Raw genomic sequence first — 25,782 nt, forward strand, 5'->3', positions numbered from 1 at the left:
ATTTGTCACCATCAGCCACATGAAGCTCACTGGTCTACTCGCGCGGAACCAAGAAGCCCTCCCCGGCGTCATCGGTGTCGCGCGGGTCGACCGGCGCACGAGGGAACTGCTGCGCCGGGTCAGCGCGGGCGACATCGTCGTGCTGGACCAGCTCGACCTCGACCGGGCCACGGCCGACGCGCTGGTCGCCGCCGAGGTCGCCGCGGTGGTCAACGCGTCGCCGTCGATTTCCGGCCGGTTCCCCAACCTCGGCCCGGAAATCCTCGTGGCGGCGGGCATCCCGCTGGTCGACTCGGTCGGCGGGGACCTGCTGCGCAGCGTCAAGGACGGCACGAAGCTGCGCGTCCACGAAGGCGCGGTCTACCTGGGGGAGCGGCAGCTGGCGACCGGGGTCGAGCAGACCCCGGAAAGCGTCGCCGACCAGATGATCGAGGCGAAGGCCGGGATGTCGACCCAGCTGGAAGCCTTCTCCGCCAACACGATCGAGTTCCTGCGCCGCGAGCGGACGCTGATCCTCGACGGCGTCGGCGTGCCGGAGCTGAAGGTCCCGGTGCGCGACCGGCACGTGCTGGTCGTCGCCGCGGGGAACGGGCACGCCGAGGACCTCAAGAAGCTCAAGAAGTACATCGGCGAGCACCGGCCGGTGCTGATCGGCGTCGACGCGGGCGCGGACACCCTGCGCGCGCAGGGTTATCAGCCGGACGTCATGGTCGGCGACCCGACCGGGATCGGCACCGCGACGCTGCGCAGCGGCGGCGAGGTCGTCGTCCCCGCGCAGCCGGACGGGCACGCGCCGGGCGTCGAGCGGATCCAGGACCTGGGCATCGGCGCGGTCACCTTCCCGGCGTCCGGCAACGCCGAGGACCTCGCCCTGCTGCTGGCCGACGCGCACGGCGCGAGCCTGGTGGTCACCGTCGGATTCCAGGCCACGCTGCGGGAATTCCTCGACCACGGCCGGTCCGGGTCGAACCCGTCCACGTTCCTCACGCGGCTCAAGCTCGGCACGAAGCTGGTCGACGGCAAGGCCGTCGCGACGCTGCACCGGGCCCGGGTGTCGCTCGGCGCGGTCGCGCTGCTCGTGCTCGCCGCCATCGTCGTCGTCATCGCCGCGCTGCTGGTCTCCGACGTCGGCTCCGTCTATCTCGAGTGGATCCAGCACACCTGGTCCACGTTCGTCGCCTGGGTGAAGGGTCTCTTCACGTGATTTCCCTGCGGTACCACATCGTTTCCATCACCGCGTGCTTCCTGGCGCTGGCCGTCGGCGTGGTGCTGGGCTCGACCGCGCTCAACGGTTCGCTGCTGTCCGGGCTCGCGGACCAGAAGAAAGACCTCGGCACGCAGGTCGCCGATCTCGAAGCGCAGCGCAATTCGCTCAACGCGCGGCTGTCCGACGCCGACGCGTTCGCCGGGACGATGGGCCCGAAGGTCGTCGCGGGCGCGCTCGACAAGCGCAGCGTCGTCATCGTCACCACGCAGGACGCGCGCCCGGCCGACCGCGACGCGCTCAAGAAGCTCGTCGGCCAGGCCGGCGCCTCGGTCACCGGCGAACTCCAGCTCACCGACGCGTTCACCGACCCGGCGAAGGCCGACCAGTTGCGCGACGTCGTCACGCGGCTGCAGCCGGCCGGGGCGAAGTTCCCGACCGCGGGCGACTCCGGCACGCTCGCCGGCGCGCTGCTCGGTTCGACGCTCCTGCTGGACAAGGCGAGCGCGAAACCGCAGTCGAGCGGCGACGAACTCGCCGCCGCGCTCGGCGGGCTGACCGACGGCGGTTTCGTGAAGCCGAGCCAGGGCGTGCAGCCCGCGCAGTTGGCGATCGTGCTGACCGGAGCACAGCAGACCGGCGACGGCGCGGGGGACCGGGCCGCGACGATCGCGCGGTTCGCCGCGCAGATGGACCGCTCCGGCGCGGGCACGGTGCTCGCCGGGGACCCGGGTTCGGCGGGCGGTTCCGGCCCGATCGGGGTGGTGCGCGCGGACACCTCGGCCACGTCGATTCTGTCCACTGTGGACAACGCGGATTCGGCCGCGGGCCGGGTCGCGACGATCCTGGCGTTGCAGGAACAGCTCAACGGCGGTTCGGGACGGTACGGCATCGCGGGCAACGCGCAGGCGATCGCGCCGGGCGTGACCGCTTCGGGGAACTGAGACTTTTCGCCTCCCGCACACCAGTCGGCGGCGGCACCGGATTCCCTTCGTGGGCGAGGAAATCCGGTACCGCCGCCGACTGTGTTCGCGGATAACGCGGCGGTTTCCCTTCGGGGCGGGAAAACCAGCACAGGCAAGGCAGCGGCGCCGGGTCTCCTGTCGGGGTGGAGAACTCGGCGCCGCCGTCATTCACGCGCCTGCTGCGGGGTCAGCAGGTGCCGTTGTCGGCCCAGACCGCGGCGCTGCCGGGCGTTTCGCCTCGCGTCCACCACTTGGCGGACCAGCGGTGGCCGTTGTAGGACACGACCGCGCCGGCGTTGTAGGACTGGGAGGTGTTCCACGCCGCCGGGCACGCGGTGGTGGGACCGCCGCTGCCGGAGCAGGCTCCGTTGTCCGACCAGACGTCCGAGGTGCCGGGCTGCTCGCCCTGCGTCCACCACTTCGCCGTCCAGGTGTGGTTGTTGTACGACACGACCGCGCCGCCGTTGTAGACCTTGCCCGAATCCCAGGCCGCCGCGGTGCACTGGCCGCCCGGCGGAGTCGTGGGAGTGGTGGGCGTGGTCGGGGTCGTCGGGGTCGTGGGGGTCGTCGGCGTAGTAGGCGTGGTGGGCGTCGTCGAGGTGGTCGGCGGCGGGCCGGAGCAGCCCTCCGTCGGCGCGGCGAGCCCGTCCACCACGGCGTGGAACAGCGTCGAATCGGGGTCGAGGTCGTAGAGCGAGAACATCATCGCGCCGCCGAGGCCGTTGCAATGGATGTAATCGGTGCGCGCCTTGATCGACTGCTTCGACGAACCGCCGTAGAAGCTCGTCCCGTCGTAGAACCACGCGGATTGCGTTGTCGGGTCCCAGAACGTGGTCGCCGGGTTGTCGACCACGCCGGTGAGTTCCTTGTACATCGCGACGCCGGGCACGTTGCCGCTCAACGGATGCGGAGCGGACGGACCGGTCGCCGTCTGGTACAGCCCGTGGTTCGAGCCGGCCGGAACGCCGGTCCAGCCCCGGTAGTAGAACGGGATGCCCAGGGTCAGTTTCGAGGCCGGGAACCCGCCGGGGATGCCGTACGCCGGATCTCCTTGCGTGTACGCCTTCATCACCTGGTCGATGGTGTATTTCTCGGTGCCCGGCGGAATGGGCGTCGACGGGTCGTTCGGCGAGGGGTAGAGCGGGTCCTGGAAGTTCGTCGGACCGGTCTTGTCCCACGCGCCGTGCATGTCGTAGGTCATCGGGTCGGCGAAGTCCATGTACTGGTGGATCTTGTCGGTCTGGATCTTCGCGATCTTGTCCTGGCCGCCGGGCAGGGCGGCCGAAAGCGCGTAGTGCTTGCCCAGCGCGTCCAGCTGGCCGCGGAACTCGGCGAGCAGCGAGGTGAAGTTCTGGGTGTCGTTGGGGCTGTAGTGGTTGCCCGTGTGGCCGCCGGGGTGCGCCGGGTACTCCCAGTCGATGTCGAACCCGTCGAAGATGTTCGCGGCGGTGCCGGGGCCGCCGAAGCCGCCCGCGGCCGGGATGTTGCCCTTGATGAACATGTCGATGCAGGAGCTCACGAACTTCTTGCGGGAGGCGTCCGTGGCCGCGGCGTCGGAGAAGTACTTCGAGTAGGTCCAGCCGCCGAGCGACAGCAGCACCTTCAGCTTCGGGTGCCGGGCCTTGAGTTCCTGCAGCTGGTGGAAGTTGCCGACGATCGGCATGTTGTAGGTGTCGGCGGTGCCGTCGACGCTGATGTCCGAGCCGAACGACTTCTGGTAGTCGGCGAACTGGTCGCCCGCGCCGTCGCCCGCGTTCGGGTCGTCCTCGCCGCCCGGGTCGGGGGTGGTCGCCTTGGTCGTCTCGAAGCAGGTGAGGTTGTTCGGGTCGATGTTCTCGAAGTCGTAGAGCAGGTAGTCGATGTTGTCGGCGATCTTGTCGACGTTCTTGAGGTAGTAGGCGTTCTGGTAGATGCTCCATTGGTCGAAGTAGGCGATGCGCAGGCCTCCCGAGGAGGGCGCGGGCGTCGCGGTGGCCGGGGCGGGCCGGGCCAGGATGGCGAGACCGGCCACGACCACGGCGGCCAGGGCGGCGCAGGCCACGGCCAGCGGTCTCAAGGTCCGGTGGGGCATAAGGGTTCTCCCTCGCACAAGCGAAGTCCGCCCGCCGCACCGGAATGCGCGGCAAGCGTCGGACATCGGGTGATCACTGCAGGAGCGGGGGCCGGCCCGTAGTCGAATGTGAACCAGGGCACAGCCGGAGTCAATACTGTGGACTAGACCAATTTCCGCGCCTGGGCGTTTTGTGGTGAAGTGTCCGGAAAGGCCCGACGAACGGCCTGTTCCAAGCGGGGCGAGTGGTCCGGACCACCGCGGGGTTCCGGTTCACCCGTACGGGTGTGGCTGATCCGACACCCGTCCCGTCCGGCATCAGGCGGGTCTCAGGAAGATCATGGGTGGTTCACAGCTGCGCACGAGAGCCTGGCACCATGAGCGCCAACGACCCCGGGAGCACGGCCGAACGATGACCACTACCGAGATCCCGCTCGTCCGTGCGGACGAGCCGGCGCCCGTCCGATCGCCGCACCTGCGTCAGCTCGATTTGTACCGGGTCGTCACGTTCGCCCTGGTCATCCTCATCCACGTGGTCGGCTCTACGACCTTTCCGCAGGACGTCGTCGCCGACGCGATCCAGACCCCGCTGCACCTGACCCGCGAGGCGTTCTTCGCGCTGACCGCGTTCGTGCTCGTGTTCGGCTACCGGGACCGGCCGGTGCGGACCGGGAAGTTCTGGCGCAGGCGGTTTCCGCTGGTCGCCATTCCGTACGTGACCTGGACGGTCATCTACCGGGTCTACACGCTGATCACCTCGGGCCAGCCGTTCGGGTCGGTCGGCGCGCAGCTGCGCACGCTCGGGCTGGACCTGCTCACCGGGAACGCCTGGTACCACATGTATTTCATGCTGGTGACGCTGCAGGTGTACCTGCTGTTCCCGCTGCTGGCCAAGATGTTCGACCTGATCCGCCGCCGTCCGTGGACCGTGCTGGCGGTCTCCGGCACGATCCAGGTCGCGGTCGCGATCTTCATGAGCTACCCGCCCGCCGCGCTGGGCTACGTGTTCGTCAGCAAGTTCTTCGCGACTTTCCTCGTCTACCAGTTCTACATGCTGCTCGGCGCCGCGGCGGCCCTTCACTTCGAGGCGGTGCACGCCTGGCTGCGCACGCACACGCGCTGGGTCCTGCTGGCGATGGCGGGCGGGCTCGCGATCGCGGAGACCGGCTACTTCGTGAGTGTCCACTTCGGAGAGTGGCCGGAGATGGCGTCGGACGCCTTCCGCCCGTACCTGATCCCGTGGTTCGTCGCGGTGATCGCCGGCATCTACCTCGCGGGCGCGCGATGGGCGGAGAGCAGGCAGCGCGGCGGGACGTTCGTGTCCTGGGCGGTGAACCGGTCGTTCGCGGTGTTCCTGACCCACCCGATCGCGATCGCGGTGCTGGACCCGCTGTTCGTCTTCGTCGGCGACCGCTACGGCGCGCCGTGGACGACGCTGGTGGCGTACCCGGCGACGGTCGCGCTGACCTTCGCGATCGTCGAGGTGCTGCGGCGGCTGCCGTGGAGCAAGGCGCTGACCGGGCGCGCCCGGGTGCCGGTGCGCGGCTGAGCGGTCAGCCCGGCCAGGTGCGGTGCTTGTCGAGCGGCCGCGCGTAGGAACCGGCCCGGCTGGTGCGCAATCCCAGTGCCACCAGGGATTCCGCGAGCCGGACCGCGGCGGCGACGCCGTCGACCACCGGGACGTCGAGCATCGCCGACATCTTGCGGTCCAGCCCGGTCATCCCGGCGCAGCCGAGCACGAGCACTTCGGCGCCCGCGTCGCGCGCCCGCAACCCCGCGGTGAGCAGCGCGGATTCCGTGCGTTCCTCGTCGCGCAGCTCCAGCACGCTCAGCCCGGTGCCGACGACCGCGACGCAGTTGGCGGCCACTCCGGCCGAGTGCAGGCTGTCCTCGATCAGCCCGCACGTGCGGTCCAGCGTCGTCACCACGCCGTACCGGCGGCCGAGCAGCCCGGCGAGATGCGCCGCGGCCTCGGTGATGTCGACCACCGGCACGTCCAGCAGTTCCCGCGCGCCCTCGCGGCCGTGCTCGCCGAACCCGGCGAGGACGACCGCGTCGAACGTTTCCCCGGTGGTGCGCAACAGGTCCAGCACCGCGGCGGCGGACAGGAAGCTGTCCAGCCAGCCCTCCGCCGATTCCGGGCCCCACTTCGGCGTCAGTGCGACGATCTCGGTGCCGGGGCTGGCCGCCGCCCGGGCCCCGGTCTCGATCTCCTTCGTCATGGCCTCGGTGGTGTTGCAGTTGGTGACGAGGATCCGCATCAAGCCCTCCGCTGGCGGTACGAAACGGCGTAGTAGAGCAATCCGGCGCTGGCGGTGCCGAGGAACCACGAGTACGGCGCGGCCGGCGCGAAGAACGGCACCAGCGCGATCACCGCGGACAGCACCGCGCACGGGAAGAAGGCCGCCATCGCGCGCGGATTCACCTGGGGGTACTTGCCGTCGCGCACGAACAATTGCTCGACGTCGACCTTGCCGCGGCGGATCAGGTAGTAGTCGACGATCATGATCCCGAACAGCGGCCCGAGGAACGCGCCGAGCCCGCCGAGGAAGTAATTGACCACCACCGGCGACGAGTACAGCTTCCACGGCAGCACGCACAGCGCGGCGACGGCGCTGATCATCCCGCCGACGGTGAACGAGATCCGCTTGGGCCAGATGTTGGCCAGGTCGTAGGCGGGGGAGACGAAGTTCGCGACGATGTTGACGCCCATGGTGGCGATGGCGAAGGTGAGCGCGCCGATGATCAGCACCGGGGTGTTGTGCACGCGGGCGAGCAGTTCGGCCGGATCGGTGATCGCCTCGCCGAACACCTGCAGGCTGCCCGCGGTGACGATCACCGACAGCAGCGCGAACGCCGTCGAGTTCACCGGGAGGCCCCAGAAGTTGCCGCGCCGCACCGTTTTCTGGTCCGGGGCGTTGCGGGAGAAGTCGCAGAAGTTGAGCATCAGCGTGCCGTAGGTGGACAGGATCAGCCCGGCCGCGCCGAACCACTGCCGCACCTGCTCGCCGCCGGACAGCCGCCGCGGGCTGCTGGTGAACGAGATGTGCCAGTGGCTCGCGGCGAGGATCCACACCGCGAGCGCGATCATCACGATCCAGATCAGCGGGCCGCACCAGTCCTGGAACTTGCGCACCGCCTCCATGCCGCGGGTCAGCACGAACGCCTGCACCAGCCACAGCGCCACGAAGCACATCCAGCCGAGCGCGTGCAGGCCGAGGAAACTGTGCTCGGTCAACGGTTTCAGGCCGGGGTCGATCGCCAGCACGAGCAGGGTGATCGCGACGCTCGCGAGATAGGTCTGGATGCCGTACCAGAAGATCGCGATCACGGCGCGGATCAGCGCGGGCAGGTTCGCGCCGAACGTGCCGAAGCTGATCCGCGCGACCACCGGGAACGGGACGCCGGTGCGCTGCCCGATCCGGCCCATCAGGTTCATCCCGAAGAAGATGATCACGAACCCGAACAGCAGCGCGGTGAACACCTGCCAGGCCGACAGGCCGAGCACGAACAGGCCGGCGGCGAAGGTGTAGTTGCCGAGGTTGTGCACGTCCGACATCCAGAGCGCGAAGATGTCGTAGACCTTCCAGCGCCGCTCCTCGGCGGGCGCCAGGTCCTCGTTCCACAGCCGCGGGTCGGGTTTCGGCTGGACGTCCGCGCTGGTTTCGGTGGACGGGGCGTGCGTCATTGCAGACCTCCGGTCGACGTGCCGGCAGCTTTGGGATCCCAAACTTGGGATCCCAAATATCGCGCCGCAGGTCTGCTGAGTCAACCCTCTGCCCGATAAACTCGCGAATGGCCGGTGTCGGCGAGAGGGGGTCAGGTGGGCGCCACGGAGGAGCGGCAGCCGCTCGCGGCGACGCGTGCCCGGGTGCTCGACGAGCTGCGGGAGCGGATCCTGATAGGGCGGCTGAAGCCGGGGGACCGGCTGGTCGAGCGCGAACTGGCCGACGATCTCGGGGTCTCGCGGGTGCCGGTGCGCGAGGCGATCCGCAGCCTGGAATCCGAGGGGTTCGTGGTCGTGCCCTCGCCCCGGCGGGTGGTGGTGCGGCAGCTGGCGCGAGTGGACGTCGAGGAGCTGTTCGACGTCCGGGAGGCGCTGGAGAGCCTCGCCGCCGCGCGTGCCGCGGAACGGGCCGGGAAGCCGGAGATGCGCCGGCTGGAGCGGCTGCTAGCCGAGTCCGCGCGGGTCACCCAGGGTGGCGACGGCGCGCGGATTTCGGAGGTCAACAGCAGGCTGCACGACGAGATCATCGCCATCGCGGGCAACCGGCTGCTCACCACGATGCTGCATCCGCTCGAAGGTCAGCTGCGGTGGCTGACCAGCCAGAACGAGCACTGGGGCGAACTGCTGGACGAGCACCGCCGCCTGGTGGACGCCATCGGGTCCGGCGACGTGGAGCGGGCGCGCGAGTACGCCGCCGAGCACGTCCGGGTCAACCGCGCGGTGACGTTGCGCGACCTCTTCGGGGACGACGAGCGGGACGAGCGTCCCGCGGGCTAGTAAGGTGACCCTAACTTCAAGCGAGGGGGTCGCTGGTGGCGCACGGGCAGGGCGAGCCGGAGTGGGTGTCCACCAAGGACGGACGACGGCTGTACGCGATGGTGCTGCGAGGCCCGGAGAACGCGCCGACTGTGGTGTTCGAGGCGGGCGCGGCGGCGAGCCGGTCGTCGTGGGGGCTCGTGCAGCCGCTGGTCGGCGAGTTCGCACGGGCGGTGGTGTACGACCGGTCCGGGCTCGGCCGCAGCGCGCCGGATCCGGCCGGGCGCACGCTGGACCGGATGGCCGACGATCTCGTGGACGTGCTGAGCCACTTCGGGCCGGGGCCGTACGTGCTCGTCGGGCACAGTGCCGGGGGACCGATCGTGCGGCTCGCCGCGTCCCGGACTTCCGCTCAGGTGTCGGGGCTGGTCCTGGTCGACCCGACCGACGAGGCGGCGGAAGTGCTGTTCTCGCCGCGATTCCGCAGCCTCGAACGGAAACTGCTGCGCACGGGCCGGATCCTCGCGGCGACCGGATTGCTGAAGTTCTTGTACCGCCCCATGCTGCGGGCCGCGCCCGAAGACGTCCGGCGCGATCTGGTGCGGGAAGGCTTTACCCCGCAGGTGTTGCGCACTCAGACCGAGCAGGCGCGAACCTTCCTCGACGAACTGGAAACCTGGCGGACGAATCCGCCCGAGCTGAACGGCTGTCCGGTGACGGTTGTTTCCGGGGGCCGGGCGGGGGACGGGATGAACGCGGCGGTGCGTGCGGAGGCGAATGCCGCGCACGCGCAACGGGTGTCGCCGCGAGGACGGCACCGGATCGCGGAGAAGTCCGGGCATTTGGTGCCGGTCACCGAACCCGAGGCGGTGGTGGAGGAGATCCGCCGGTTGCTCAGCTGACGGCGTCACTCCACGTCTCGACGAACTTCGGGAACGTCTTGCCGACCGTGTCCGGGTTCTCGACCAGCACGCCGGGCACGCGTAGCCCCAGCACTGCCGCCGCCATCACCAGCCGGTGGTCCTCGTAGGTGTGGAAAACGCCGCCGTGCATCGGGGCGGGAGTGATTTCCAGGCCGTCCTCGAGTTCGGTGACGCCTGCGCCCAGGCCGGACAGTTCGGTCGCCAGCGCGGTGAGCCGGTCGGTCTCGTGGCCGCGCAGGTGCGCGACGCCGGTGATGCTCGACGGGCTCTCGGCGAAGCACAGCATCGCCGCGATGACCGGGGTCAGTTCGCCGACCTCGTGCAGGTCGAGGTCGATGCCGGGGACCGCGCCGCCGCCGGTGACGACCAGGCCGTCGTCGTCCAGCGTCGCTTTCGCGCCCAGTTCGGTCACCAGTCCGCGCAGCCAGTCTCCCGGCTGCGTGGTCTGCTTCGGCCAGCCGTGCACCCGGACCGTCCCGCCGCCGACCACCGCGGCGGCCACGAACGGGGCCGCGGTGGACAGATCCGGCTCCACGACGTACTCCGGGCACGACAGTTTCGCCGGCTCCACGTGGAATTCCGTGCCGGAACGCTCCACTGTGGCCCCGAACCGGCGCAGCATGTCCAGCGTCATCGCGATGTGCGGTTCGCTCGGCGGGGCGCCGCCGACCAGCCGCACCGTCACGCCCCGCTCGAAGGCCGGACCGGCGAGCAGCAGCGCGGACAGGAACTGGCTGGAGGCCGACGAATCGAGGTTCACCCGGCCGCCGCGCAGCCCGCCGGTGCCGTGCACGGTGAACGGCGGCGCGCCGCGTCCGCCGTCGTCGATCCGCGCGCCGAGCTTGCGCAGCGCGGCCAGCAGCGGGTCGATCGGGCGGCGGCGGATCGCGTCGTCGCCGTCGAACTGCACCGAGGCGTCGCCGAGCGTGGCGAGCGCGGGCGTGAAGCGGGCGACCGTGCCGGCGTTGCCGAGGGTGACGGTCGCTTCGTCGCCGCGGCCGCTGATGGTGCCCAGCGGGTGGACGAGGAAGCCGTCGATGGTCTCTTCGGAAAGCGCGCCCAGCGAGGCGAGCGCGGCCAGCATCAGCCGGGTGTCGCGCGAATCGAGCGGATGGCGCACCCGCGTGGGGGCGCTCGCGAGCGCGGCGAGCACATAGGCCCGGTTGGTGATCGACTTCGATCCGGGGACGCGCACCGCGGCGTCCAGCGAGGCGCCCGCGACGGGGGCGGTCCAGTGGTCATCGCGGATGTTCGGCACGCGCGCAGCCTAGCGCGGCGCGGGTGAACCGATTCCGCCGCGCCGGGAAGAGGCGTCGGCGAGCGATCTGCCGGGAGTGGGATATGCTGGCGGCCCGTGGGACTTCAGTCGCGGGCTACCAAGTATGTCTTTGTCACCGGAGGCGTTGCCTCCTCTCTGGGTAAGGGTCTGACGGCGTCCAGCCTCGGACAGCTGCTCACTTCGCGCGGACTTCGCGTCACGATGCAGAAGCTCGACCCGTACCTCAATGTCGACCCCGGGACGATGAACCCGTTCCAGCACGGCGAGGTGTTCGTCACCGACGACGGCGCCGAGACCGATCTCGACATCGGGCACTACGAGCGCTTCCTCGACCGCTCTCTCGACGGCAAGGCGAACGTCACCACCGGACAGGTGTACTCGGAGGTGATCGCCAAGGAGCGCCGCGGCGAGTACCTCGGCGACACCGTCCAGGTGATCCCGCACATCACCGACGAGATCAAGGCGCGGATCACCGCCGCGGCCGGGCCGGACGAGAACGGCGTCGCGCCGGACGTGGTGATCACCGAGGTCGGCGGCACGGTCGGCGACATCGAGTCGCTGCCGTTCCTCGAGGCGTGCCGCCAGGTGCGCCACGACGTCGGCCGCGACCAGTGCTTCTTCCTGCACGTGTCGCTGGTGCCGTACCTCGCCCCCTCGGGCGAGCTCAAGACCAAGCCGACCCAGCACTCGGTCGCCGCGCTGCGCAACATCGGCATCCAGCCGGACGCGCTGGTGTGCCGCGCGGACCGGGAGATCCCGGACGACCTCAAGCGCAAGATCGGCCTGATGTGCGACGTCGACACCGAGGCGGTCATCGCCTGCCCGGACGCGCGCTCGATCTACGACATCCCGAAGGTGCTGCACGGCGAGGCGCTCGACGCGTACGTGGTGCGCCGGCTGGGCCTGCCGTTCCGGGACGTCGACTGGACGGTGTGGGGCGACCTGCTCGACCGCGTGCACAACCCGAGCGAGATCGTCCGGGTCGCCGTGGTGGGCAAGTACATCGACCTGCCGGACGCGTACCTCTCGGTCACCGAGGCGCTGCGCGCGGGCGGGTTCGCGCACCGCGCCAAGGTCGAGATCGTCTGGGTCGCCTCGGACGACGCGCAGACCGAATCCGGCGCGGCGTCCGTGCTGTCCGATGTGGACGGTGTGCTGATCCCCGGCGGGTTCGGCATTCGCGGCATCGAGGGCAAGGTCGGCGCGATCCACTACGCGCGCACGCACGGCGTCCCGCTGCTCGGGCTGTGCCTCGGCCTGCAGTGCATGGTCATCGAGAGCGCGCGGAACCTCGCGGGCATCGAGGACGCGAACTCGGCCGAGTTCGACGACAACACCAAGCACCCGGTGATCTCGACCATGGCCGACCAGCGCGACGTCGTCGCGGGCGAGCGGGACATGGGCGGCACGATGCGGCTCGGCGCGTACCCGGCGAAGCTCAAGGCCGGTTCGCAGGTCGCCAAGGCGTACGGGACCACCGAGGTGTCCGAACGCCACCGCCACCGCTACGAGGTGAACAACGCCTACCGCAAGCAGATCGGCGACGCGGGCCTGGTGTTCTCCGGCACCTCGCCGGACGACCGGCTCGTCGAGTTCGTCGAACTGCCCGCGGACGTGCACCCGTTCTTCGTGGGCACCCAGGCGCACCCCGAGCTGAAGAGCCGCCCGACCCGGCCGCACCCGCTGTTCAGCGCGTTCGTGAAGGCCGTCGTGGACCGCAAGGTCGCCGAGCGGCTCCCGGTCGAACTCCCCGAAACGCCCGTGGCGGCTCGGTGAGCGCGCCCGGCACGCACGAGTTCTCCGTCGCCGGCAGCACGGTCGTCCACGTGGGACGCGTCGTCGGCCTGCGGGTCGACGACGTCGTGATGCCCGGCGGGGAAACCGCTAAGCGCGAGGTGGTCGAACACCTCGGCGCGGTGGTGATCGCGGCGCTGGACAGCGAGGACAACGTCACGCTCGTGCACCAGTACCGGCATCCGCTCGGGCGCAGGCTGTGGGAGCTGCCCGCCGGGCTGATCGACAAGCCGGGGGAGGAGCCGGTCGAGGCGGCGAAGCGCGAGCTGGCCGAGGAATCCGGGCTGGCGGCGGCCCGCTGGGAGACCCTGGTCGACGTCGCGGCCTCGCCCGGGTTCACCGACGAGGTGGTGCGCGTCTTCCTCGCGCGCGATCTGTCCGAAGTGGACCGCGACGTGCTCGGCGACGAGGAGGCCGACCTGGTGGTGCGGAAGTTCCCGCTCGCCGAGGCGGTCCGGATGGCGCTGGCGGGCGAGCTGGTCAACGGCGCGACCGTCTCGGGAGTGCTGTCGGCGCACGCGGTGCTGACCGGGGCGGCGGAGACGCGCCCGGCCGACGCGCCGTGGCAGGACCGGCCGACGCGGTTCGCCCGCCGACTGGCCGAGGGCTGAATTCCCGGTTCTGTCGGGGTGCCGTCCTAAAGTGGCGGCGTGAATGACGCGAGAGTCGAGGTGCGAGGCGCGATCGCCACGTACCTCGACCATCTCGTCGTCGAACGCGGCACCGCCCGCAACACCCTCGACAGCTACTCGCGCGACCTCCGCCGCTATGCCGCTCACCTGGAAGCGGCGGGGATCGCGCGGCTGACCGAGGTCACGCCCGCGCACGTCACGTCGTTCGGGGCCGCGCTGCGCGAGGGCGACGAAGAACACCAGCCGCTGGCGGCGTCGTCGGCCGCGCGGGCGCTCGTCGCGGTGCGCGGGCTGCACAAGTTCGCGCACGCCGACGGGCTCACCGAACACGACCCGGCCCGCGACGTCCGTCCGCCGGCCGCGGCGAAACGGCTGCCCAAGGCGTTGCCGGTCGCGGACGTCCTGAAGCTGCTCGACACCCCGCCGCCGGACGGCGAACGCGCCTTGCGCGACCGTGCGCTGCTGGAACTGCTCTACTCGACCGGAGCCCGGATCTCCGAGGCCGTCGGGCTCGACGTGGACGATGTGGACGAGACCGAGCGCACCGTCCTGCTCGACGGCAAGGGCGGCAAGCAACGGCTGGTGCCGATCGGCCGCCCCGCATTGGAAGCACTCGACGCGTACCTGGTCCGCGCCCGTCCCGCGCTCGCCGCGAACGGCCGGGGCACGTCGGCGATCTTCCTCAACGCCCGCGGCAGCCGGCTGTCCCGGCAAAGCGCGTGGCAGGTGCTCAAGGACACCGCCGAGCGGGCCGGGATCACCGCCGCGGTGTCGCCGCACACCCTGCGCCACTCGTTCGCGACCCACCTGCTCGAGGGCGGCGCGGACGTCCGCGTGGTGCAGGAACTGCTCGGCCACGCCTCGGTGACCACGACCCAGGTGTACACGCTCGTCACGGTCACGACGCTGCGAGAGGTCTACGCCACCGCGCATCCGCGCGCGCTGGGCTGAACGTCCGAACCGCCTCAGGGCCTTCCCACGCTGCGGTGACTCGGCCCGTGCGGCCCGGCGCGGCGCTTTGCCGGTGCTCCGGAAATCCGCATAGGCTGCCGGAGACCCCGCCGAACAAGGAGCTTTCGCGCCATGTCGACACCGACTCCGAACCAGCCGGAGGACCCGGCAGCGCCCGCCGGGCCAGCTGGGCCGGCAGTGTCCGCCGGGCCCGCTGCGTCGTCCGGGCCCGCTGTGTCTTCCGGGTCCTCCGGTTCGGCCGCGGCGAACCTCGAGCACGCGCGGATCGCCACGCCGGCGGACCACGAGGGCGACGAGCCGGAACGGCCGCTGACCCGCGCCGAACGCGCCCGGATGCGGGCGAAGGAGCGCGCGGAGAGCGGGATCGGGCCGACCGGGCGCCCGCTGCGCGAGATCCCCGAGCCGCCGCCGCTCGAGCGGCACGGCCCGGCGAAGGTGCTCGCCATGTGCAACCAGAAGGGCGGGGTCGGCAAGACCACGTCCACGATCAACCTCGGCGCCGCGCTCGCCGAATGCGGCCGCCGGGTGCTGCTGGTCGACTTCGACCCGCAAGGCGCGCTGTCGGTCGGGCTCGGCATCCAGCCGCACGAACTGGACCAGACGGTCTACAACGTCATCATGGAGCGCTCGGTGCAGATCGAGGACGTGCTCCGCAAAACCCGCGTCGACGGCGTTGACCTGCTGCCGAGCAACATCGACCTGTCCGCGGCGGAGGTCCAGCTCGTCGCAGAGGTAGGGCGCGAGCACACGTTGTTACGGGTCCTTCGTCCGGTGATGAACGACTACGACTATGTTCTTGTCGACTGCCAGCCCTCGCTCGGCCTGTTGACGGTGAACGCATTGACCGCCGCGGACGGTGTGATCATCCCCCTGGAGTGCGAGTTCTTCAGTCTGCGAGGCGTCGCGCTCCTGATCGACACGATCGAGAAGGTGCAGGAACGCCTCAACCCCAAACTGGACATCACGGGGATTCTCGCCACGATGTACGACCCGAGAACCCTGCACTCGAAGGAGGTCATGGCTCGCGTGGTCGAGGCATTCGGCGACACCGTGTTCGACACGGTGATCAACCGCACCGTGCGGTTCCCCGAGACGACGGTCGCGGGCGAGCCCATCACGACCTGGGCCCCCAAGTCCGCCGGCGCCGCGGCTTACCGCGCGCTGGCCCGCGAGGTGATCGCTCGGTGAGCAGGCGCGCTTCCCTGCCCGGAGCGTCGGAGCTCTTCCGCCTCACCTCCAGTCCGGCGACCCCCGCGCTCGAACGTCCCGCCGTGCCCGCTCCGGCGGAACCGGTGGCCCCGCCGCGCAAGCCGAGCGCTCCGGCGGACGCCGACCAGCTGGCCCGCAACGCGGCGCGCAGCGGGTCCGGGCGCACCAAGCACGACGCGAAGATCACCGTGTACGTCTCCGGCGAGGAACTGCTCGCGATGGAGCAGGCCCGGCTGAACCTGCGCGCCAAGCACGACCTGGTCGTCGACCGCGGCAGGCTGGTCCGCGAGGCGGTCGCCGTGCTGCTCGCCGACTTCGACCAGCGCGGCGAGGACTCCGTGCTGGTGCAGCGATTGCGGGCGAACGGCGAGGACGGCGGAACCGAGGGCTGATGGACGAACCGGCATCGGCCGAGCTGCCGGAGCCGGAAGCGGCAGCCACCGAGAGCACGCGCGGCACGGAGGAACCCGGCGCAGCGGCTCCGGACGACACAGCGGCCGCGGAGGCTCCGGAGGCGACCGACGCTCCGGAAGCCCCCGGGCCCGCGGAGGCTCCGCCCGTGCACGAGACGGTGCACGGCGGCACCATCCCCGAGGGATACGCCGCCGACGAGGGCTCCTCGAAGTTCAAGGTGCGGCTGCAGAACTTCGAGGGCCCGTTCGACCTGCTGCTGCAGCTGATCTCGCAGCATCAGCTGGACGTCACCGAGGTCGCGCTGCACACCGTCACCGACGACTTCATCGCCTACACCCGCGCCCTCGGCCCGGACTGGAACCTCGACGAGACCACCGAGTTCCTGGTGATCGCGGCGACCCTGCTCGACCTCAAGGCCGCCCGGCTGCTGCCCGCGGCCGAGGTCGAGAACGAGGACGACCTCGCGCTGCTGGAAGCCCGCGACGTGCTGTTCGCGCGGATGCTGCAGTACCGCGCGTACAAGCAGGTGGCCGCGCTGTTCGGCGAGCTGGAGGAAGGCGCGCTGCGGCGGTACCCGCGGTCGGTGGCGCTGGAGGAGCGGTACCTCGGGCTGCTGCCGGAGGTGATGCTGGGCGTCACGCCGGAGCGGTTCGCGGAGATCGCGGTCGCGGTGTTCCGGCCGAAACCGCCGCCGCAGGTGTCGATCGCGCACATCCACATGGGCCGGGTGTCCGTGCGCGAGCACGCCGCGCTGCTGCGGCTGAAGCTCGCCGAGGCCGGGCAGGCGACGTTCAAGGAACTGACCTCGGACTGCGAGCACACGGTCGAGGTCGTGGCGCGGTTCCTCGCGCTGCTGGAGCTGTACCGCGAGTCGTCGGTGCAGTTCGACCAGCTGGAGGCATTGGCGGAACTGCACGTCCGCTGGACCGGCGGCAGCGTGGCCGAGGCGTCCGTCGCCGCCGAGCACGACCGCGCGGCGGCCGATGAGGAGGAATACGGGTGAGCACCGAAGACGACCGCGCACCGGAGCGGGAGGAGACTCCGGCGGCACCGGACGCTCCGGCCGAAGAGGCTCAGGTCGAGGCCGAACAGGCTGCGGCCGGGCCGGACGAGACTGAGCCGGAAACCGCGCCGCAGCCGGAAAACGAGGCGGAGCCTGTGGAGGCCGTCGAGCCGGAACCCGAGCCGGAATCCGCCGAAGCCGAATCCGCGCCGGAACCCGAAGCCGCGGAGCCGCCCGACGACGAAGGACTGGTCGCCGTCGACAGCGGCCTGCCCAGCGTCGAGTCGGACGAGGCGCTCGAAGCCGCTCTCGAAGCGCTGCTGCTCGTCGTGGACTCGCCGATCGCGGAGGATTCCCTCGCCGAAACGCTGGACCAGCCGGTCGCCAGGGTGACCGTCGCGCTGCGGACGATGGCGCAGAAGTTCACCGAGCGGGCCAGCGGGATCGACCTGCGGCGCGTCGGCGAAGGGTGGCGGTTCTACACTAGGGACACCTACGCCCCGTTCGTGGAGAAGCTCCTGCTGGACGGCCAGCGGTCGAAGCTGACCAGGGCCGCGCTGGAGAGCCTCGCCGTGATCGCGTACCGGCAGCCGGTCACCCGGGCCCGGGTCGCGGCGGTGCGCGGGGTGAACGTGGACGGCGTGATCCGGACCCTGCTGGCGCGGGGGCTCATCGAGGAGATGGGCACCGACCCGGAGACCACGGGCACGCTGTACGTGACGACCGAGCTGTTCCTGGAGCGACTGGGGCTGTCGTCGCTGAACGACCTGCCCCCGATCGCTCCGCTGCTACCCGAAGTGGACACCATCGATGACATCTGAGCAACACCCCGACGGCATCCGCCTGCAGAAGGTCCTGTCGCAGGCGGGCGTGGCGTCGCGCCGGGCCGCCGAGGACCTGATCGCGGCCGGCCGGGTGGAGGTGGACGGCGAGGTCGTCACCGAACTGGGCCGCCGCGTGCACCCGGACGAGGCGGTGATCCACGTCGACGGCACGCGGGTCAACCTCCGCGACGACCTCGTGTACCTCGCGTTCAACAAGCCCAAGGGCGTGCACTCGACGATGTCGGACGACCGGGGCCGCCCGTGCGTCGGCGACTACCTGCGCGGCCGGTGGGAGGAGACCCCGGGCGTCGTGCACGTCGGACGGCTCGACGAGAACACCGAGGGCCTGCTGCTGCTGACCAACGACGGCGACCTCGGGCACCGGCTGATGCACCCGTCGTACCGGGTGCTGAAGACGTACTTCGCGGAGGTCGAGGGGCTGGTGCCGCGCGGGCTCGGCAAGGAGCTGCGCGCGGGCTGGGAGCTGCCGGACGGGATCGTGAAGGTCGACCAGTTCCGGGTCAAGGACATGCATTCCGGCCGGAGCATGATCGAGCTGGTGATCCACGAGGGCCGCAAGCACATCGTGCGCAGGCTCATGGCGGCCACCGGGCACCCGGTCCGCAAGCTGGTGCGCACCGCGGTCGGCGACGTGCAGCTGGGCAACCAGCGCCAGGGCACGATCCGCAGGCTGAACCGCGGCGAGGTCGGCACGCTGTACCGCACCGTGGGACTCTGACCGGTTCCCCACTTTCGGCCCTGCTGCCGGACCCCGCGCCCCGACCAGAGTTGTCGGTACCCGACGACGACTCTGGAGGGCGACGGGAATGCGTGTGCTGACAGGGCTGTGCGCCGCCGCGGTGCTGGCCGCGGGAGTGGTGGTGCCGGCGGCCGCGACGGCCGCCCCGGCGAGAACCGCCACGGAGCCGCAGTACGACTACGCCGGGGCGATCCGCGAAACGGTGTGGGTCGACCTCGGCCGGGACGGCGACGGGGACGGCGTGCCGGACCGGGTCGCCGCCGACATCGTGCGACCGAAGGAGCCGGCCGAGGCGGGCAAGAAGATCCCGGTGATCATGGACGCCAGCCCGTACTACTCCTCGGTGGGGCGCGGCAACGAAACCCAGTTCAAGACGTACGACGCGCAGGGCCGCCCGGTCGGCTTCCCGCTGTTCTACGACAACTACTTCGTGCCGCGCGGATACGCGGTGGTGCTCGTGGACCTCGCGGGCACCAACCGGTCGACCGGGTGCGTGGACGTCGGCGGCAACTCGGACGTCCAGTCGGCGAAGAAGGTCGTCGACTGGCTGAACGGCCGCGCGACCGGCTACACCGCGAAAACCGGCGGCACGAAGATGTCGGCTGGCTGGAGCGACGGCGGCGTCGGGATGATCGGCAAGTCCTACGACGGCACCATCGCCAACGGCGTCGCCTCGACCGGCGTCGAAGGACTCAAGACCATCGTGCCGATCTCCGCGATCAGCTCCTGGTACGACTATTACCGCTCGGACGGCGCGTCGTTCGGCTTCAACCCGGACGGGCTCGCGCAGACCGTCGAGCGGCGCAACGGCGGCCAGGATTGTTCGGCGCAGAACCGGAAACTCGCCGAGGGCGCGACCGAGAACGGCGACTACGGCCCGCTGTGGGCGGAGCGCGACTACGTGGCGAACGCGAAGAACGTGCGCGCCAGCGTGTTCATCTCGCACGGCGTCAACGACCTGAACGTCATGCCGATCAACTATGGCCAATGGTGGGACGCACTCGCCGCGAAGGGCGTGCAGCGCAAGATCTGGCTCGCGCAGACCGGCCACGTCGACCCGTTCGACTACCGCCGCACCGAGTGGGTCGACACCCTGCACCGGTGGTTCGACCACTACCTGATGGGCATCGACAACGGCATCGAGAAGGAACCGCAGGCGACGGTCGAACGCCAGCCGGACCAGTGGGTCAACGAAGCGACCTACCCCGCGCCGGGAACCAAGGCGACGGTGCTGCGCCCGCAGCCGGGCCGTACCGCTGGTGTCGGCACGCTCGGCACCGCGGGTGGCCGGGGCAGCGCGTCGTTCACCGACAACCCGAAGATCGGCGAGAACGAATGGGCGGCGAACCCGTCGGGCACGTCGCCGAACCGCGTCCTGTACAGCACTAGCGCGCTCTCTTCGCCGGTGCAGGTCTCGGGCACCTCGTCGATCACCGTGACGGCCACGCCGAGCACTCCGACCGCGCATCTGTCGGCGATGCTGGTGGACTACGGCCCCGCGAAGATCCGCAATTTCTCGGGCCCTGGCGAAGGAATCGTGACCGGCACGGACCGCACGTGCTGGGGTTCGAGCACCGACGGCGACAGCGCTTGCTACAAGGTGACCAGCGCGGACACGACGAACGTGGACTACACGATCATCAGCCGAGGCTGGGCGGACCTGGCGAACTACCAGTCCCTGAGCCGGGAAGCACGGCTGACGCCGGGCAAGGCGTACACGATGACGTTCCGCCTGGCGAGCACCGACCACATCGTCCCGGCCGGACACCGGCTGGCACTGGTGATCGGCGGGACGGACGCCAATTTCATCACCGCACCGGCGAACCCGCCGAAGCTGACCATCGACCTGGCCAAGACCTCGGCCCGGATCCCGCTGGTCGGCACGGTTCCGGCGCGTCCGCGGACGGAATCCGCTCCGGCGGGTCCGCTCGCGCACGTTCCGGCCGCGGCGCGGTTCGACCTGCGCTGACAAACGCCGGGTGGGGACTCTGGTTCACGCGGAGTCCCCACCCGGACTTCAGCTGGCGGTGACGGTTTCTTTCGCGGCTGCCTTGCGCTGGAAGGCTTTCGCGATCGGCTCGACCACCCGAGCCGCGGTCGGCCCGAGGATCGCCATCAGCAGCACGTAAGCCGTCGCGAGCGCGGCCAGCTCGCCGTCGACAGCTCCCGCGGTGACCGCCAACCCGGCGATGACGATCGAGAACTCGCCCCGCGCAACCAAAGCCGCTCCAGCACGGGCGCGGCCGAGTCGACCGATTTTCTGCCTGCGGGCAGCCCACCAGCCGGTGGCCACCTTCGTCAAAGTGGTCACCACAGCAAGCGCCGCAGCCCACCCGAGCACCGGCGGGATCGACGCCGGGTTGGTGTTCAGTCCGAACACCACGAAGAACATCGCAGCAAAGAGATCCCGCAGCGGTTCCAGCAGCCGGGTCGCGTTGTGCGCGGTCGAGCCGGACACCGCGATCCCCAGCAGGAACGCCCCGACCGCCGCCGACACCTGCAGTGCCGAAGCGATCCCGGCCACCAGCAGGGCGGCGCCGAGGATCTTGAGCAGGAACACTTCCCGGTCGTCGCTGTCCACCAGCGCCGACACATAGCGCCCGAACTTCAGCGCGATCACCAGCACCACCGTGATGACCAGCAGCGAAATCCCCACGGCTTCCAGCCCGCCGAGCAGGCTCACCCCGCCGAGAATCGCGGTCAGGATCGGCAGGTACAGCGCCATCACGAGGTCCTCGAACACGAGGATCGACAGCACCACCGGCGTTTCGCGGTTGCCGAGCCGGCCGAGGTCGCCGAGGACCTTCGCGATGATGCCGGACGACGAGATGTACGTGACGCCCGCCATGACGATCGCGCCGATCGGGCCCCAGCCCAGGATCAGCGCCACCGCCGCGCCGGGTGCGGCGTTGAGCACGATGTCCACCAGCCCCGCGGTCCACGACCGCCGCATGCCGGTGAACAGTTCGGCCGCGGAGTACTCCAGGCCGAGCAGGAGAAGCAGCAGCACCACGCCGATTTCGCTGGCGAGGTGGGCGAAATCGCCGATGTCGGCGAGCGGGATCAGGCCGCCCGAGCCGAAGCACAGGCCGCCGAGGAGATACAGGGGGATGGGGGAGAGGCCGATCCGGCCGGCGAGCCTGCCCAGCGCGCCGAGCACGAAGAAGACCGCGCCGAGTTCGATCAGCGAAAGTGCGGTGTGGTCCATCAGCCGTGCTTGAGGATCTTGGCGGCGGCTTCCAGTCCCTCGGACGTGCCGACCACGACGAGCAGGTCGCCCGCGGTGAAGAGGAAGTCCGGCGTCGGCGACGGGTGCACCTGCCCGGCCCGCATCACCGCGACGATCGAGACGCTGGTGCGCGTGCGCATCGCGGTGTCGCCGAGCGAACGGCCGTCGAACGGGCTGTCCGCGGTGATCGGCAGCTGCTTCGTGTTGATGCCCGGCAGCTCGCGGTGCTCCTCGTTCAGCTGCGCCACCAGCTGCGGCGCGCCGAGCAGGTTCGAGAGCGCGCCCGCCTCGTCCGCGGTCAGCGGCAGCGACGCGAGGCAGGCGTCCGGATCGTCGGATTTGGAGACGATCAGCTCGATCTTGCCGTCCCGCTGGGTGACGACGCCGATGCGGCGGCCCGCGCGGGTGGCGAAGTCCTTGCGGACACCGATTCCGGGAAGAGGGGTGACTTCGACGTTCACTCGGCCACGGTAACTCATTGTCCGATTCGCGGAGTTCAGCCCAGCAGGAACAGGACCGAGGTCGCGGCCATGAACGCGGCGGTCGCGCCGTGCACTCCGTAGGCCATGCTCTTCTTCCCCTTGTGCCGCAGGATGATCAGCATGTCGCACGCCGGCATGACGGTCGCGGCCAGCAGCAGCCAGCCGGCCAGGTGCGCGCTGCCCGCCAGCATCGCGACGCCGAGGATCAGCCCGGTGCCGATGTCGCGGTTCCCTTTGATCTCGAAGAACGCCGTCGAGCCGGTCGGGATTTCCCGCAGGCCGAACGTCGCGGCGCTTTTCGCCGGGGCGGTCAGATAGCCGATGCCGACGTAGATGATGCCGAGGACGGGGACGGCGGCGAGGACGTAAGCGGCGATCAGCATGGGGACCTTCCGAGGGAGTTAGCAGCGCTAGGAACAAGTGCAACGCTAACTTAGCGGCGCTAGCTTGTCTAGCGGCGCCTGAATTTCCGCCGCGGACACCGCCTGAGGTGCCGGGACCGGCTACGGGCAGAATGAACCGGACTGGGTGTGCGGGACGAACGTGAGGAGAGCATCGGTGACGGGAGCCCTACGTGGGGTGGTCGCGCTGGACGGCCCGTCGGGAACCGGCAAGACCACGGTGGCGCGCAAGCTCGCCGGACGGCTGAGCGCCCGCTACCTCGACACCGGAGCGATGTACCGCGTCGTCACGCTCGCCGTGCTGCGCGCCGGGATCGACCTCGCCGACGAACACGCGGTCGGCGCCCTCGCGCACGACGTCGACTTCTCGCTCGGCACCGACCCGGAGCGGCCGGACATCCGGCTGGCCGGCGAGGACGTCGCGGCCGAGATCCGCGGCCCCGAGGTGACCGGCGCGGTGTCGCCGGTGTCGGCCGTGCCGCAGGTGCGCGAGGTGCTCGTCGCCCGGCAGCGCCGGATCATCGCCGACGCGGTCGAGGACGACGGCGGGATCGTCGTCGAGGGCCGGGACATCGGCACCACCGTCGCGCCGGACGCGCCGCTCAAGATCTACCTCACCGCCTCGGCCGAGGTCCGCGCCGCGCGGCGGAACACCCAGGACTCCGCGGCGGGACGGGCCTCGAGCGTCGAATCCGCCCGCGAATCGGTGGAGCGCCGCGACCGGATCGACTCCACCCGCGCCGCCTCGCCGCTGCGCGCGGCCGGGGACGCGGTCCAGGTGGACACCTCCGAGCTGACCATCGACCAGGTGATCGTCGCGCTGGCCGAACTCGCCCGCGGGCGGGGGCTGCTCGGCGACTGCCCGGCCGAACCGGCCGCCGCCGAGGCCGGGGTCAGCCGGTGAGCGGGGCCCTCCCCGAGGGGGCGAACGGCCTCCTGCTCGACATCGGGCGGACCGCGGGCCGGTATTATCTGCGTCCGGCGTTCCGGATCCGGGTGCACGGCCGCGACCGGGTGCCCGCCGACGGGCCGCTCGTGGTGATCGCGAACCACAGCTCGAACGTCGATCCGCAGCTGGTGATCGGAATGCTTCCGCGCCGCAGCGCGTTCTTGGCCAAGGCCGAGCTGTTCACGGGGATCGGAGGCCGGTTCCTGCGGGCGATCGGCCAGATCCCGGTCCGCCGGGGCGAGATCGACCGGACGCCGCTGACCACGGCGGTCGGGGTGCTCAAGGCGGGCGGGGCGGTCGGGATCTTCCCGGAAGGCACGCGCGGCGAGGGCGACGTCGGCGCCGCCGAGCGCGGAGCGGCGTGGCTGGTGCGCGCTTCGGGAGCCGCTGTGCTGCCGATCGCGATCCGCGGGACGCGCAAGCCCGCCGACGGCAAGCGCCGCTGGCGCCCGCGCGTGGACCTCCTCTTCGGAGAGCCGTTCGCGCTGAAGGTCGGTCCGGGCCGCAAGGGCCTCGACCAGGGCACCGAGGAGCTGCGCACGCAGCTCGCGGCGCTCGTGCAGTCTTTGGACGACTGGCGCGGCGAACACGGGTTCGCCACGCCGTAGGTGAAGTTGGGAAACGATGACAGGGTTTGACGCCGCCGCTGACAGTGCGGTGGACGGTCTCGGCGAGGTCGACGGCAGCTGGTCCGACGAGTCCGAGTTCGCCGCGCTCGACGCGAAGATCGAGGCCGAGGAAGCCGACGGCCGGGCGGCCGCCGCGCAGCCGGTGCTCGCCGTGGTCGGGCGGCCGAACGTGGGCAAGTCCACGCTGGTCAACCGCATCCTCGGCCGCCGGGAAGCGGTCGTGCAGGACGTGCCGGGCGTGACGCGCGACCGCGTCGCCTACGACGCGTTCTGGGCCGGGCGCCGGTTCACGCTCGTCGACACCGGCGGCTGGGAGCCCGACGCCACCGGCCTGCAGGCCTCGGTCGCGCAGCAGGCGGAGATGGCCATGCAGACCGCGGACGCGGTGCTCCTGGTCATCGACGCGACGGTCGGGGCTACCGCCACCGACGAGGCCGTCGCGCGCGTGCTGCGCCGTTCCAAGAAGCCGGTCCTGCTGGCCGCGAACAAGGTCGACGACGACCGGCTGCTGGCCGACACCGCGTCGCTGTGGTCGCTGGGCCTCGGCGAACCGCACCCGGTCAGCGCGCTGCACGGGCGCAGCTCGGGCGACCTGCTCGACGCGATCATGGCCGCGCTGCCCGAAGCGCCGCGCGAAGCCGGCACGGTGACCGCCGGGCCGCGCCGCGTCGCGCTGGTCGGCAAGCCGAACGTCGGCAAGTCCAGCCTGCTCAACAAGCTTTCCGGCGAGCAGCGTTCGGTGGTCGACTCGGTCGCGGGCACCACGGTCGACCCGGTCGACTCGCTGGTCGAGCTGGACGGCGAGGTCTGGCGGTTCGTGGACACCGCGGGCCTGCGCAAGCGCGTGAACTTCGCCGACGGCGCGGAGTACTACGCCTCGCTGCGCACCAAGACCGCGATCGACGCGGCCGAGGTCGCGCTCGTGCTGCTGGACGCCTCGGAACCGCTGACCGAACAGGACCTGCGGGTGCTGACGATGGTGGTCGAGGCGGGCCGCGCGTGCGTGCTCGTGTTCAACAAGTGGGACCTGGTCGACGAGGACCGCCGGTACGCGATGGTGCGCGAGCTGGACCGCGGCCTCGTGCGGGTGCCGTGGGCGGAGAAGGTCAACGTCTCCGCGCTCACCGGGCGCGCGGTGCGCAAGCTCGCGCCCGCGCTGCGCACGGCGCTGTCGTCGTGGGACCAGCGCGTGTCGACCGGTCAGCTCAACGGCTGGCTGTCCGACCTCATCGCGGCCACGCCGCCGCCGGTGCGCGGGGGCAAGCAGCCGAAGGTGCTGTTCGCGACGCAGGCGGGCATCCGCCCGCCGACGCTGGTGCTGTTCACCACCGGGTTCCTCGAGGCCGGGTACCGCCGGTTCATCGAGCGGAAATTCCGCGAGCAGTTCGGCTTCGCGGGCAGTCCCGTCCGGGTGAATGTGCGCGTCCGCGAAAAGAAGCAGAAGCCGAAGGCGGGCGGAAAAGCGGCCCGCAACCGCTGATTCCTTTCCCGGCAAGGGAATTCCCGGCGCATCCGATTTCCCGGGATTCCCTTGCCGGACCAGCGGTCCGTGACGTCCGACACGCGGGCGTTACCCAGGC

Annotated in this window: 24 protein-coding genes; 17 read left to right on the forward strand and 7 right to left on the reverse strand. The window is 70.7% G+C overall.

What is annotated here, in order from left to right; genetic code table 11:
• The first annotated feature begins 19 nt into the window (after nt 1-19).
• Both steA and FKO37_RS22520 read left to right on the forward strand, forming a co-directional pair.
• Nucleotides 20-1,204 carry a putative cytokinetic ring protein SteA gene (steA, locus tag FKO37_RS22515; RefSeq protein WP_037815443.1) on the forward strand — a complete coding sequence of 395 codons (1,185 nt, stop codon included), beginning with the start codon at nt 20-22 and terminating at the stop codon, nt 1,202-1,204.
• Nucleotides 1,201-2,148, forward strand: a complete 948-nt coding sequence (locus FKO37_RS22520) for a copper transporter (RefSeq protein WP_037815445.1) — start codon at nt 1,201-1,203, stop codon at nt 2,146-2,148. Before steA ends, FKO37_RS22520 begins: the two co-directional genes overlap by 4 nt.
• A gap of 208 nt (nt 2,149-2,356) precedes the next feature.
• Here the strand turns inward: FKO37_RS22520 and FKO37_RS22525 are convergent, their stop codons facing one another.
• Nucleotides 2,357-4,240: a glycosyl hydrolase family 18 protein gene (locus tag FKO37_RS22525; RefSeq protein WP_238605682.1), complete on the reverse strand. Its 1,884-nt coding sequence runs from the start codon at nt 4,238-4,240 to the stop codon at nt 2,357-2,359.
• 391 nt (nt 4,241-4,631) lie between these two features.
• Between FKO37_RS22525 and FKO37_RS22530 the strand changes: the two genes are divergently transcribed.
• Nucleotides 4,632-5,768 carry an acyltransferase gene (locus tag FKO37_RS22530; RefSeq protein ID WP_238605683.1) on the forward strand — a complete coding sequence of 379 codons (1,137 nt, stop codon included), beginning with the start codon at nt 4,632-4,634 and terminating at the stop codon, nt 5,766-5,768.
• 4 nt (nt 5,769-5,772) lie between these two features.
• Here FKO37_RS22530 and FKO37_RS22535 read toward each other — a convergent pair whose 3' ends face one another.
• Together FKO37_RS22535 and FKO37_RS22540 are read right to left on the reverse strand one after the other, a co-directional pair.
• A complete protein-coding gene (locus FKO37_RS22535; RefSeq protein WP_037815451.1) occupies nt 5,773-6,480 on the reverse strand; it encodes an aspartate/glutamate racemase family protein in 708 nt (235 codons plus the stop codon).
• Complete coding sequence (locus tag FKO37_RS22540; protein WP_134734326.1) at nt 6,480-7,907, reverse strand: NCS1 family nucleobase:cation symporter-1; 1,428 nt, start codon at nt 7,905-7,907, stop codon at nt 6,480-6,482. Before FKO37_RS22540 ends, FKO37_RS22535 begins: the two co-directional genes overlap by 1 nt.
• Before the next feature lie 135 nt (nt 7,908-8,042).
• On the opposite strand from FKO37_RS22540, the gene FKO37_RS22545 reads away from it, so the two are divergent.
• Nucleotides 8,043-8,723 (forward strand): GntR family transcriptional regulator, encoded by a 681-nt coding sequence (locus tag FKO37_RS22545; protein ID WP_037815456.1) that lies wholly within the window; start codon nt 8,043-8,045, stop codon nt 8,721-8,723.
• A 35-nt stretch (nt 8,724-8,758) separates the two neighbouring features.
• Nucleotides 8,759-9,604: an alpha/beta fold hydrolase gene (locus FKO37_RS22550; RefSeq protein WP_238605684.1), complete on the forward strand. Its 846-nt coding sequence runs from the start codon at nt 8,759-8,761 to the stop codon at nt 9,602-9,604.
• Here FKO37_RS22550 and aroA read toward each other — a convergent pair.
• Nucleotides 9,597-10,883 (reverse strand): 3-phosphoshikimate 1-carboxyvinyltransferase, encoded by a 1,287-nt coding sequence (aroA, locus tag FKO37_RS22555; protein WP_238605685.1) that lies wholly within the window; start codon nt 10,881-10,883, stop codon nt 9,597-9,599. The two genes, FKO37_RS22550 and aroA, sit on opposite strands and share 8 nt — an antisense overlap.
• 96 nt (nt 10,884-10,979) lie before the next feature.
• Between aroA and FKO37_RS22560 the strand changes: the two genes are divergently transcribed.
• From FKO37_RS22560 to FKO37_RS22600, 9 genes are all read left to right on the forward strand, one after another.
• Nucleotides 10,980-12,680, forward strand: coding sequence for a CTP synthase (locus tag FKO37_RS22560; RefSeq protein WP_238605686.1), 1,701 nt, complete (start codon nt 10,980-10,982; stop codon nt 12,678-12,680).
• Nucleotides 12,677-13,309 (forward strand): NUDIX hydrolase, encoded by a 633-nt coding sequence (locus FKO37_RS22565; protein WP_238605687.1) that lies wholly within the window; start codon nt 12,677-12,679, stop codon nt 13,307-13,309. Before FKO37_RS22560 ends, FKO37_RS22565 begins: the two co-directional genes overlap by 4 nt.
• Before the next feature lie 39 nt (nt 13,310-13,348).
• Complete coding sequence (gene xerD / locus FKO37_RS22570; RefSeq protein ID WP_106961237.1) at nt 13,349-14,281, forward strand: site-specific tyrosine recombinase XerD; 933 nt, start codon at nt 13,349-13,351, stop codon at nt 14,279-14,281.
• A 132-nt stretch (nt 14,282-14,413) separates the two neighbouring features.
• Nucleotides 14,414-15,490, forward strand: a complete 1,077-nt coding sequence (locus tag FKO37_RS22575) for a ParA family protein (protein ID WP_235146667.1) — start codon at nt 14,414-14,416, stop codon at nt 15,488-15,490.
• Nucleotides 15,487-15,903: a cobyrinic acid a,c-diamide synthase gene (locus FKO37_RS22580; RefSeq protein ID WP_134668136.1), complete on the forward strand. Its 417-nt coding sequence runs from the start codon at nt 15,487-15,489 to the stop codon at nt 15,901-15,903. The genes FKO37_RS22575 and FKO37_RS22580 overlap by 4 nt, the downstream gene beginning before the upstream one ends.
• Complete coding sequence (locus FKO37_RS22585; RefSeq protein WP_238605688.1) at nt 15,903-16,928, forward strand: ScpA family protein; 1,026 nt, start codon at nt 15,903-15,905, stop codon at nt 16,926-16,928. The genes FKO37_RS22580 and FKO37_RS22585 overlap by 1 nt, the downstream gene beginning before the upstream one ends.
• Nucleotides 16,925-17,749: an SMC-Scp complex subunit ScpB gene (gene scpB / locus FKO37_RS22590; protein WP_134734332.1), complete on the forward strand. Its 825-nt coding sequence runs from the start codon at nt 16,925-16,927 to the stop codon at nt 17,747-17,749. Before FKO37_RS22585 ends, scpB begins: the two co-directional genes overlap by 4 nt.
• Complete coding sequence (locus FKO37_RS22595) at nt 17,739-18,491, forward strand: pseudouridine synthase (protein WP_037815466.1); 753 nt, start codon at nt 17,739-17,741, stop codon at nt 18,489-18,491. Before scpB ends, FKO37_RS22595 begins: the two co-directional genes overlap by 11 nt.
• An 88-nt stretch (nt 18,492-18,579) precedes the next feature.
• The gene (locus FKO37_RS22600) at nt 18,580-20,481 is read left to right on the forward strand and encodes a Xaa-Pro dipeptidyl-peptidase (protein ID WP_134734333.1); all 1,902 of its coding nucleotides are present in this window, start codon (nt 18,580-18,582) and stop codon (nt 20,479-20,481) included.
• A 48-nt stretch (nt 20,482-20,529) separates the two neighbouring features.
• Here the strand turns inward: FKO37_RS22600 and FKO37_RS22605 are convergent, their stop codons facing one another.
• From FKO37_RS22605 to FKO37_RS22615, 3 genes are read right to left on the reverse strand one after another with little or no spacing between them, the layout of a single operon-like run.
• The gene (locus tag FKO37_RS22605) at nt 20,530-21,720 is read right to left on the reverse strand and encodes a cation:proton antiporter (RefSeq protein WP_043830232.1); all 1,191 of its coding nucleotides are present in this window, start codon (nt 21,718-21,720) and stop codon (nt 20,530-20,532) included.
• Nucleotides 21,720-22,202 carry a cation:proton antiporter regulatory subunit gene (locus tag FKO37_RS22610; RefSeq protein ID WP_009079551.1) on the reverse strand — a complete coding sequence of 161 codons (483 nt, stop codon included), beginning with the start codon at nt 22,200-22,202 and terminating at the stop codon, nt 21,720-21,722. The genes FKO37_RS22605 and FKO37_RS22610 overlap by 1 nt, the downstream gene beginning before the upstream one ends.
• A gap of 35 nt (nt 22,203-22,237) precedes the next feature.
• Nucleotides 22,238-22,606: a DUF4267 domain-containing protein gene (locus FKO37_RS22615; protein WP_238605689.1), complete on the reverse strand. Its 369-nt coding sequence runs from the start codon at nt 22,604-22,606 to the stop codon at nt 22,238-22,240.
• 196 nt (nt 22,607-22,802) lie between these two features.
• On the opposite strand from FKO37_RS22615, the gene cmk reads away from it, so the two are divergent.
• Genes cmk through der form a run of 3 tightly spaced genes read left to right on the forward strand, consistent with a single transcriptional unit; the run spans nt 22,803 to nt 25,682 of the window.
• Nucleotides 22,803-23,528, forward strand: coding sequence for a (d)CMP kinase (gene cmk, locus FKO37_RS22620; RefSeq protein ID WP_037815473.1), 726 nt, complete (start codon nt 22,803-22,805; stop codon nt 23,526-23,528).
• On the forward strand, nt 23,525-24,181 hold the full coding sequence (locus FKO37_RS22625; protein WP_037815475.1) for a 1-acyl-sn-glycerol-3-phosphate acyltransferase: 657 nt from the start codon (nt 23,525-23,527) through the stop codon (nt 24,179-24,181). Before cmk ends, FKO37_RS22625 begins: the two co-directional genes overlap by 4 nt.
• 16 nt (nt 24,182-24,197) lie before the next feature.
• Nucleotides 24,198-25,682 (forward strand): ribosome biogenesis GTPase Der, encoded by a 1,485-nt coding sequence (der, locus tag FKO37_RS22630; protein ID WP_134668134.1) that lies wholly within the window; start codon nt 24,198-24,200, stop codon nt 25,680-25,682.
• The last annotated feature ends 100 nt before the right edge of the window (nt 25,683-25,782 follow it).

Source organism: Amycolatopsis sp. Poz14 (assembly GCF_006704225.1).
Taxonomy (GTDB): Bacteria; Actinomycetota; Actinomycetes; order Mycobacteriales; family Pseudonocardiaceae; genus Amycolatopsis; species Amycolatopsis nivea.

What these genes read in the sequence shown, in the direction of transcription:
- steA (WP_037815443.1), top strand. Translation starts at nt 20, where the DNA reads ATGAAGCTCACTGGTCTACTCGCGCGGAACCAAGAAGCCCTCCCCGGC.
- FKO37_RS22525 (WP_238605682.1), bottom strand. Translation starts at nt 4,240, where the DNA reads ATGCCCCACCGGACCTTGAGACCGCTGGCCGTGGCCTGCGCCGCCCTG.
- FKO37_RS22530 (WP_238605683.1), top strand. Translation starts at nt 4,632, where the DNA reads ATGACCACTACCGAGATCCCGCTCGTCCGTGCGGACGAGCCGGCGCCC.
- FKO37_RS22535 (WP_037815451.1), bottom strand. Translation starts at nt 6,480, where the DNA reads ATGCGGATCCTCGTCACCAACTGCAACACCACCGAGGCCATGACGAAG.
- FKO37_RS22540 (WP_134734326.1), bottom strand. Translation starts at nt 7,907, where the DNA reads ATGACGCACGCCCCGTCCACCGAAACCAGCGCGGACGTCCAGCCGAAA.
- FKO37_RS22575 (WP_235146667.1), top strand. Translation starts at nt 14,414, where the DNA reads ATGTCGACACCGACTCCGAACCAGCCGGAGGACCCGGCAGCGCCCGCC.
- FKO37_RS22585 (WP_238605688.1), top strand. Translation starts at nt 15,903, where the DNA reads ATGGACGAACCGGCATCGGCCGAGCTGCCGGAGCCGGAAGCGGCAGCC.
- FKO37_RS22595 (WP_037815466.1), top strand. Translation starts at nt 17,739, where the DNA reads ATGACATCTGAGCAACACCCCGACGGCATCCGCCTGCAGAAGGTCCTG.
- FKO37_RS22600 (WP_134734333.1), top strand. Translation starts at nt 18,580, where the DNA reads ATGCGTGTGCTGACAGGGCTGTGCGCCGCCGCGGTGCTGGCCGCGGGA.
- FKO37_RS22605 (WP_043830232.1), bottom strand. Translation starts at nt 21,720, where the DNA reads ATGGACCACACCGCACTTTCGCTGATCGAACTCGGCGCGGTCTTCTTC.
- FKO37_RS22615 (WP_238605689.1), bottom strand. Translation starts at nt 22,606, where the DNA reads ATGCTGATCGCCGCTTACGTCCTCGCCGCCGTCCCCGTCCTCGGCATC.
- der (WP_134668134.1), top strand. Translation starts at nt 24,198, where the DNA reads ATGACAGGGTTTGACGCCGCCGCTGACAGTGCGGTGGACGGTCTCGGC.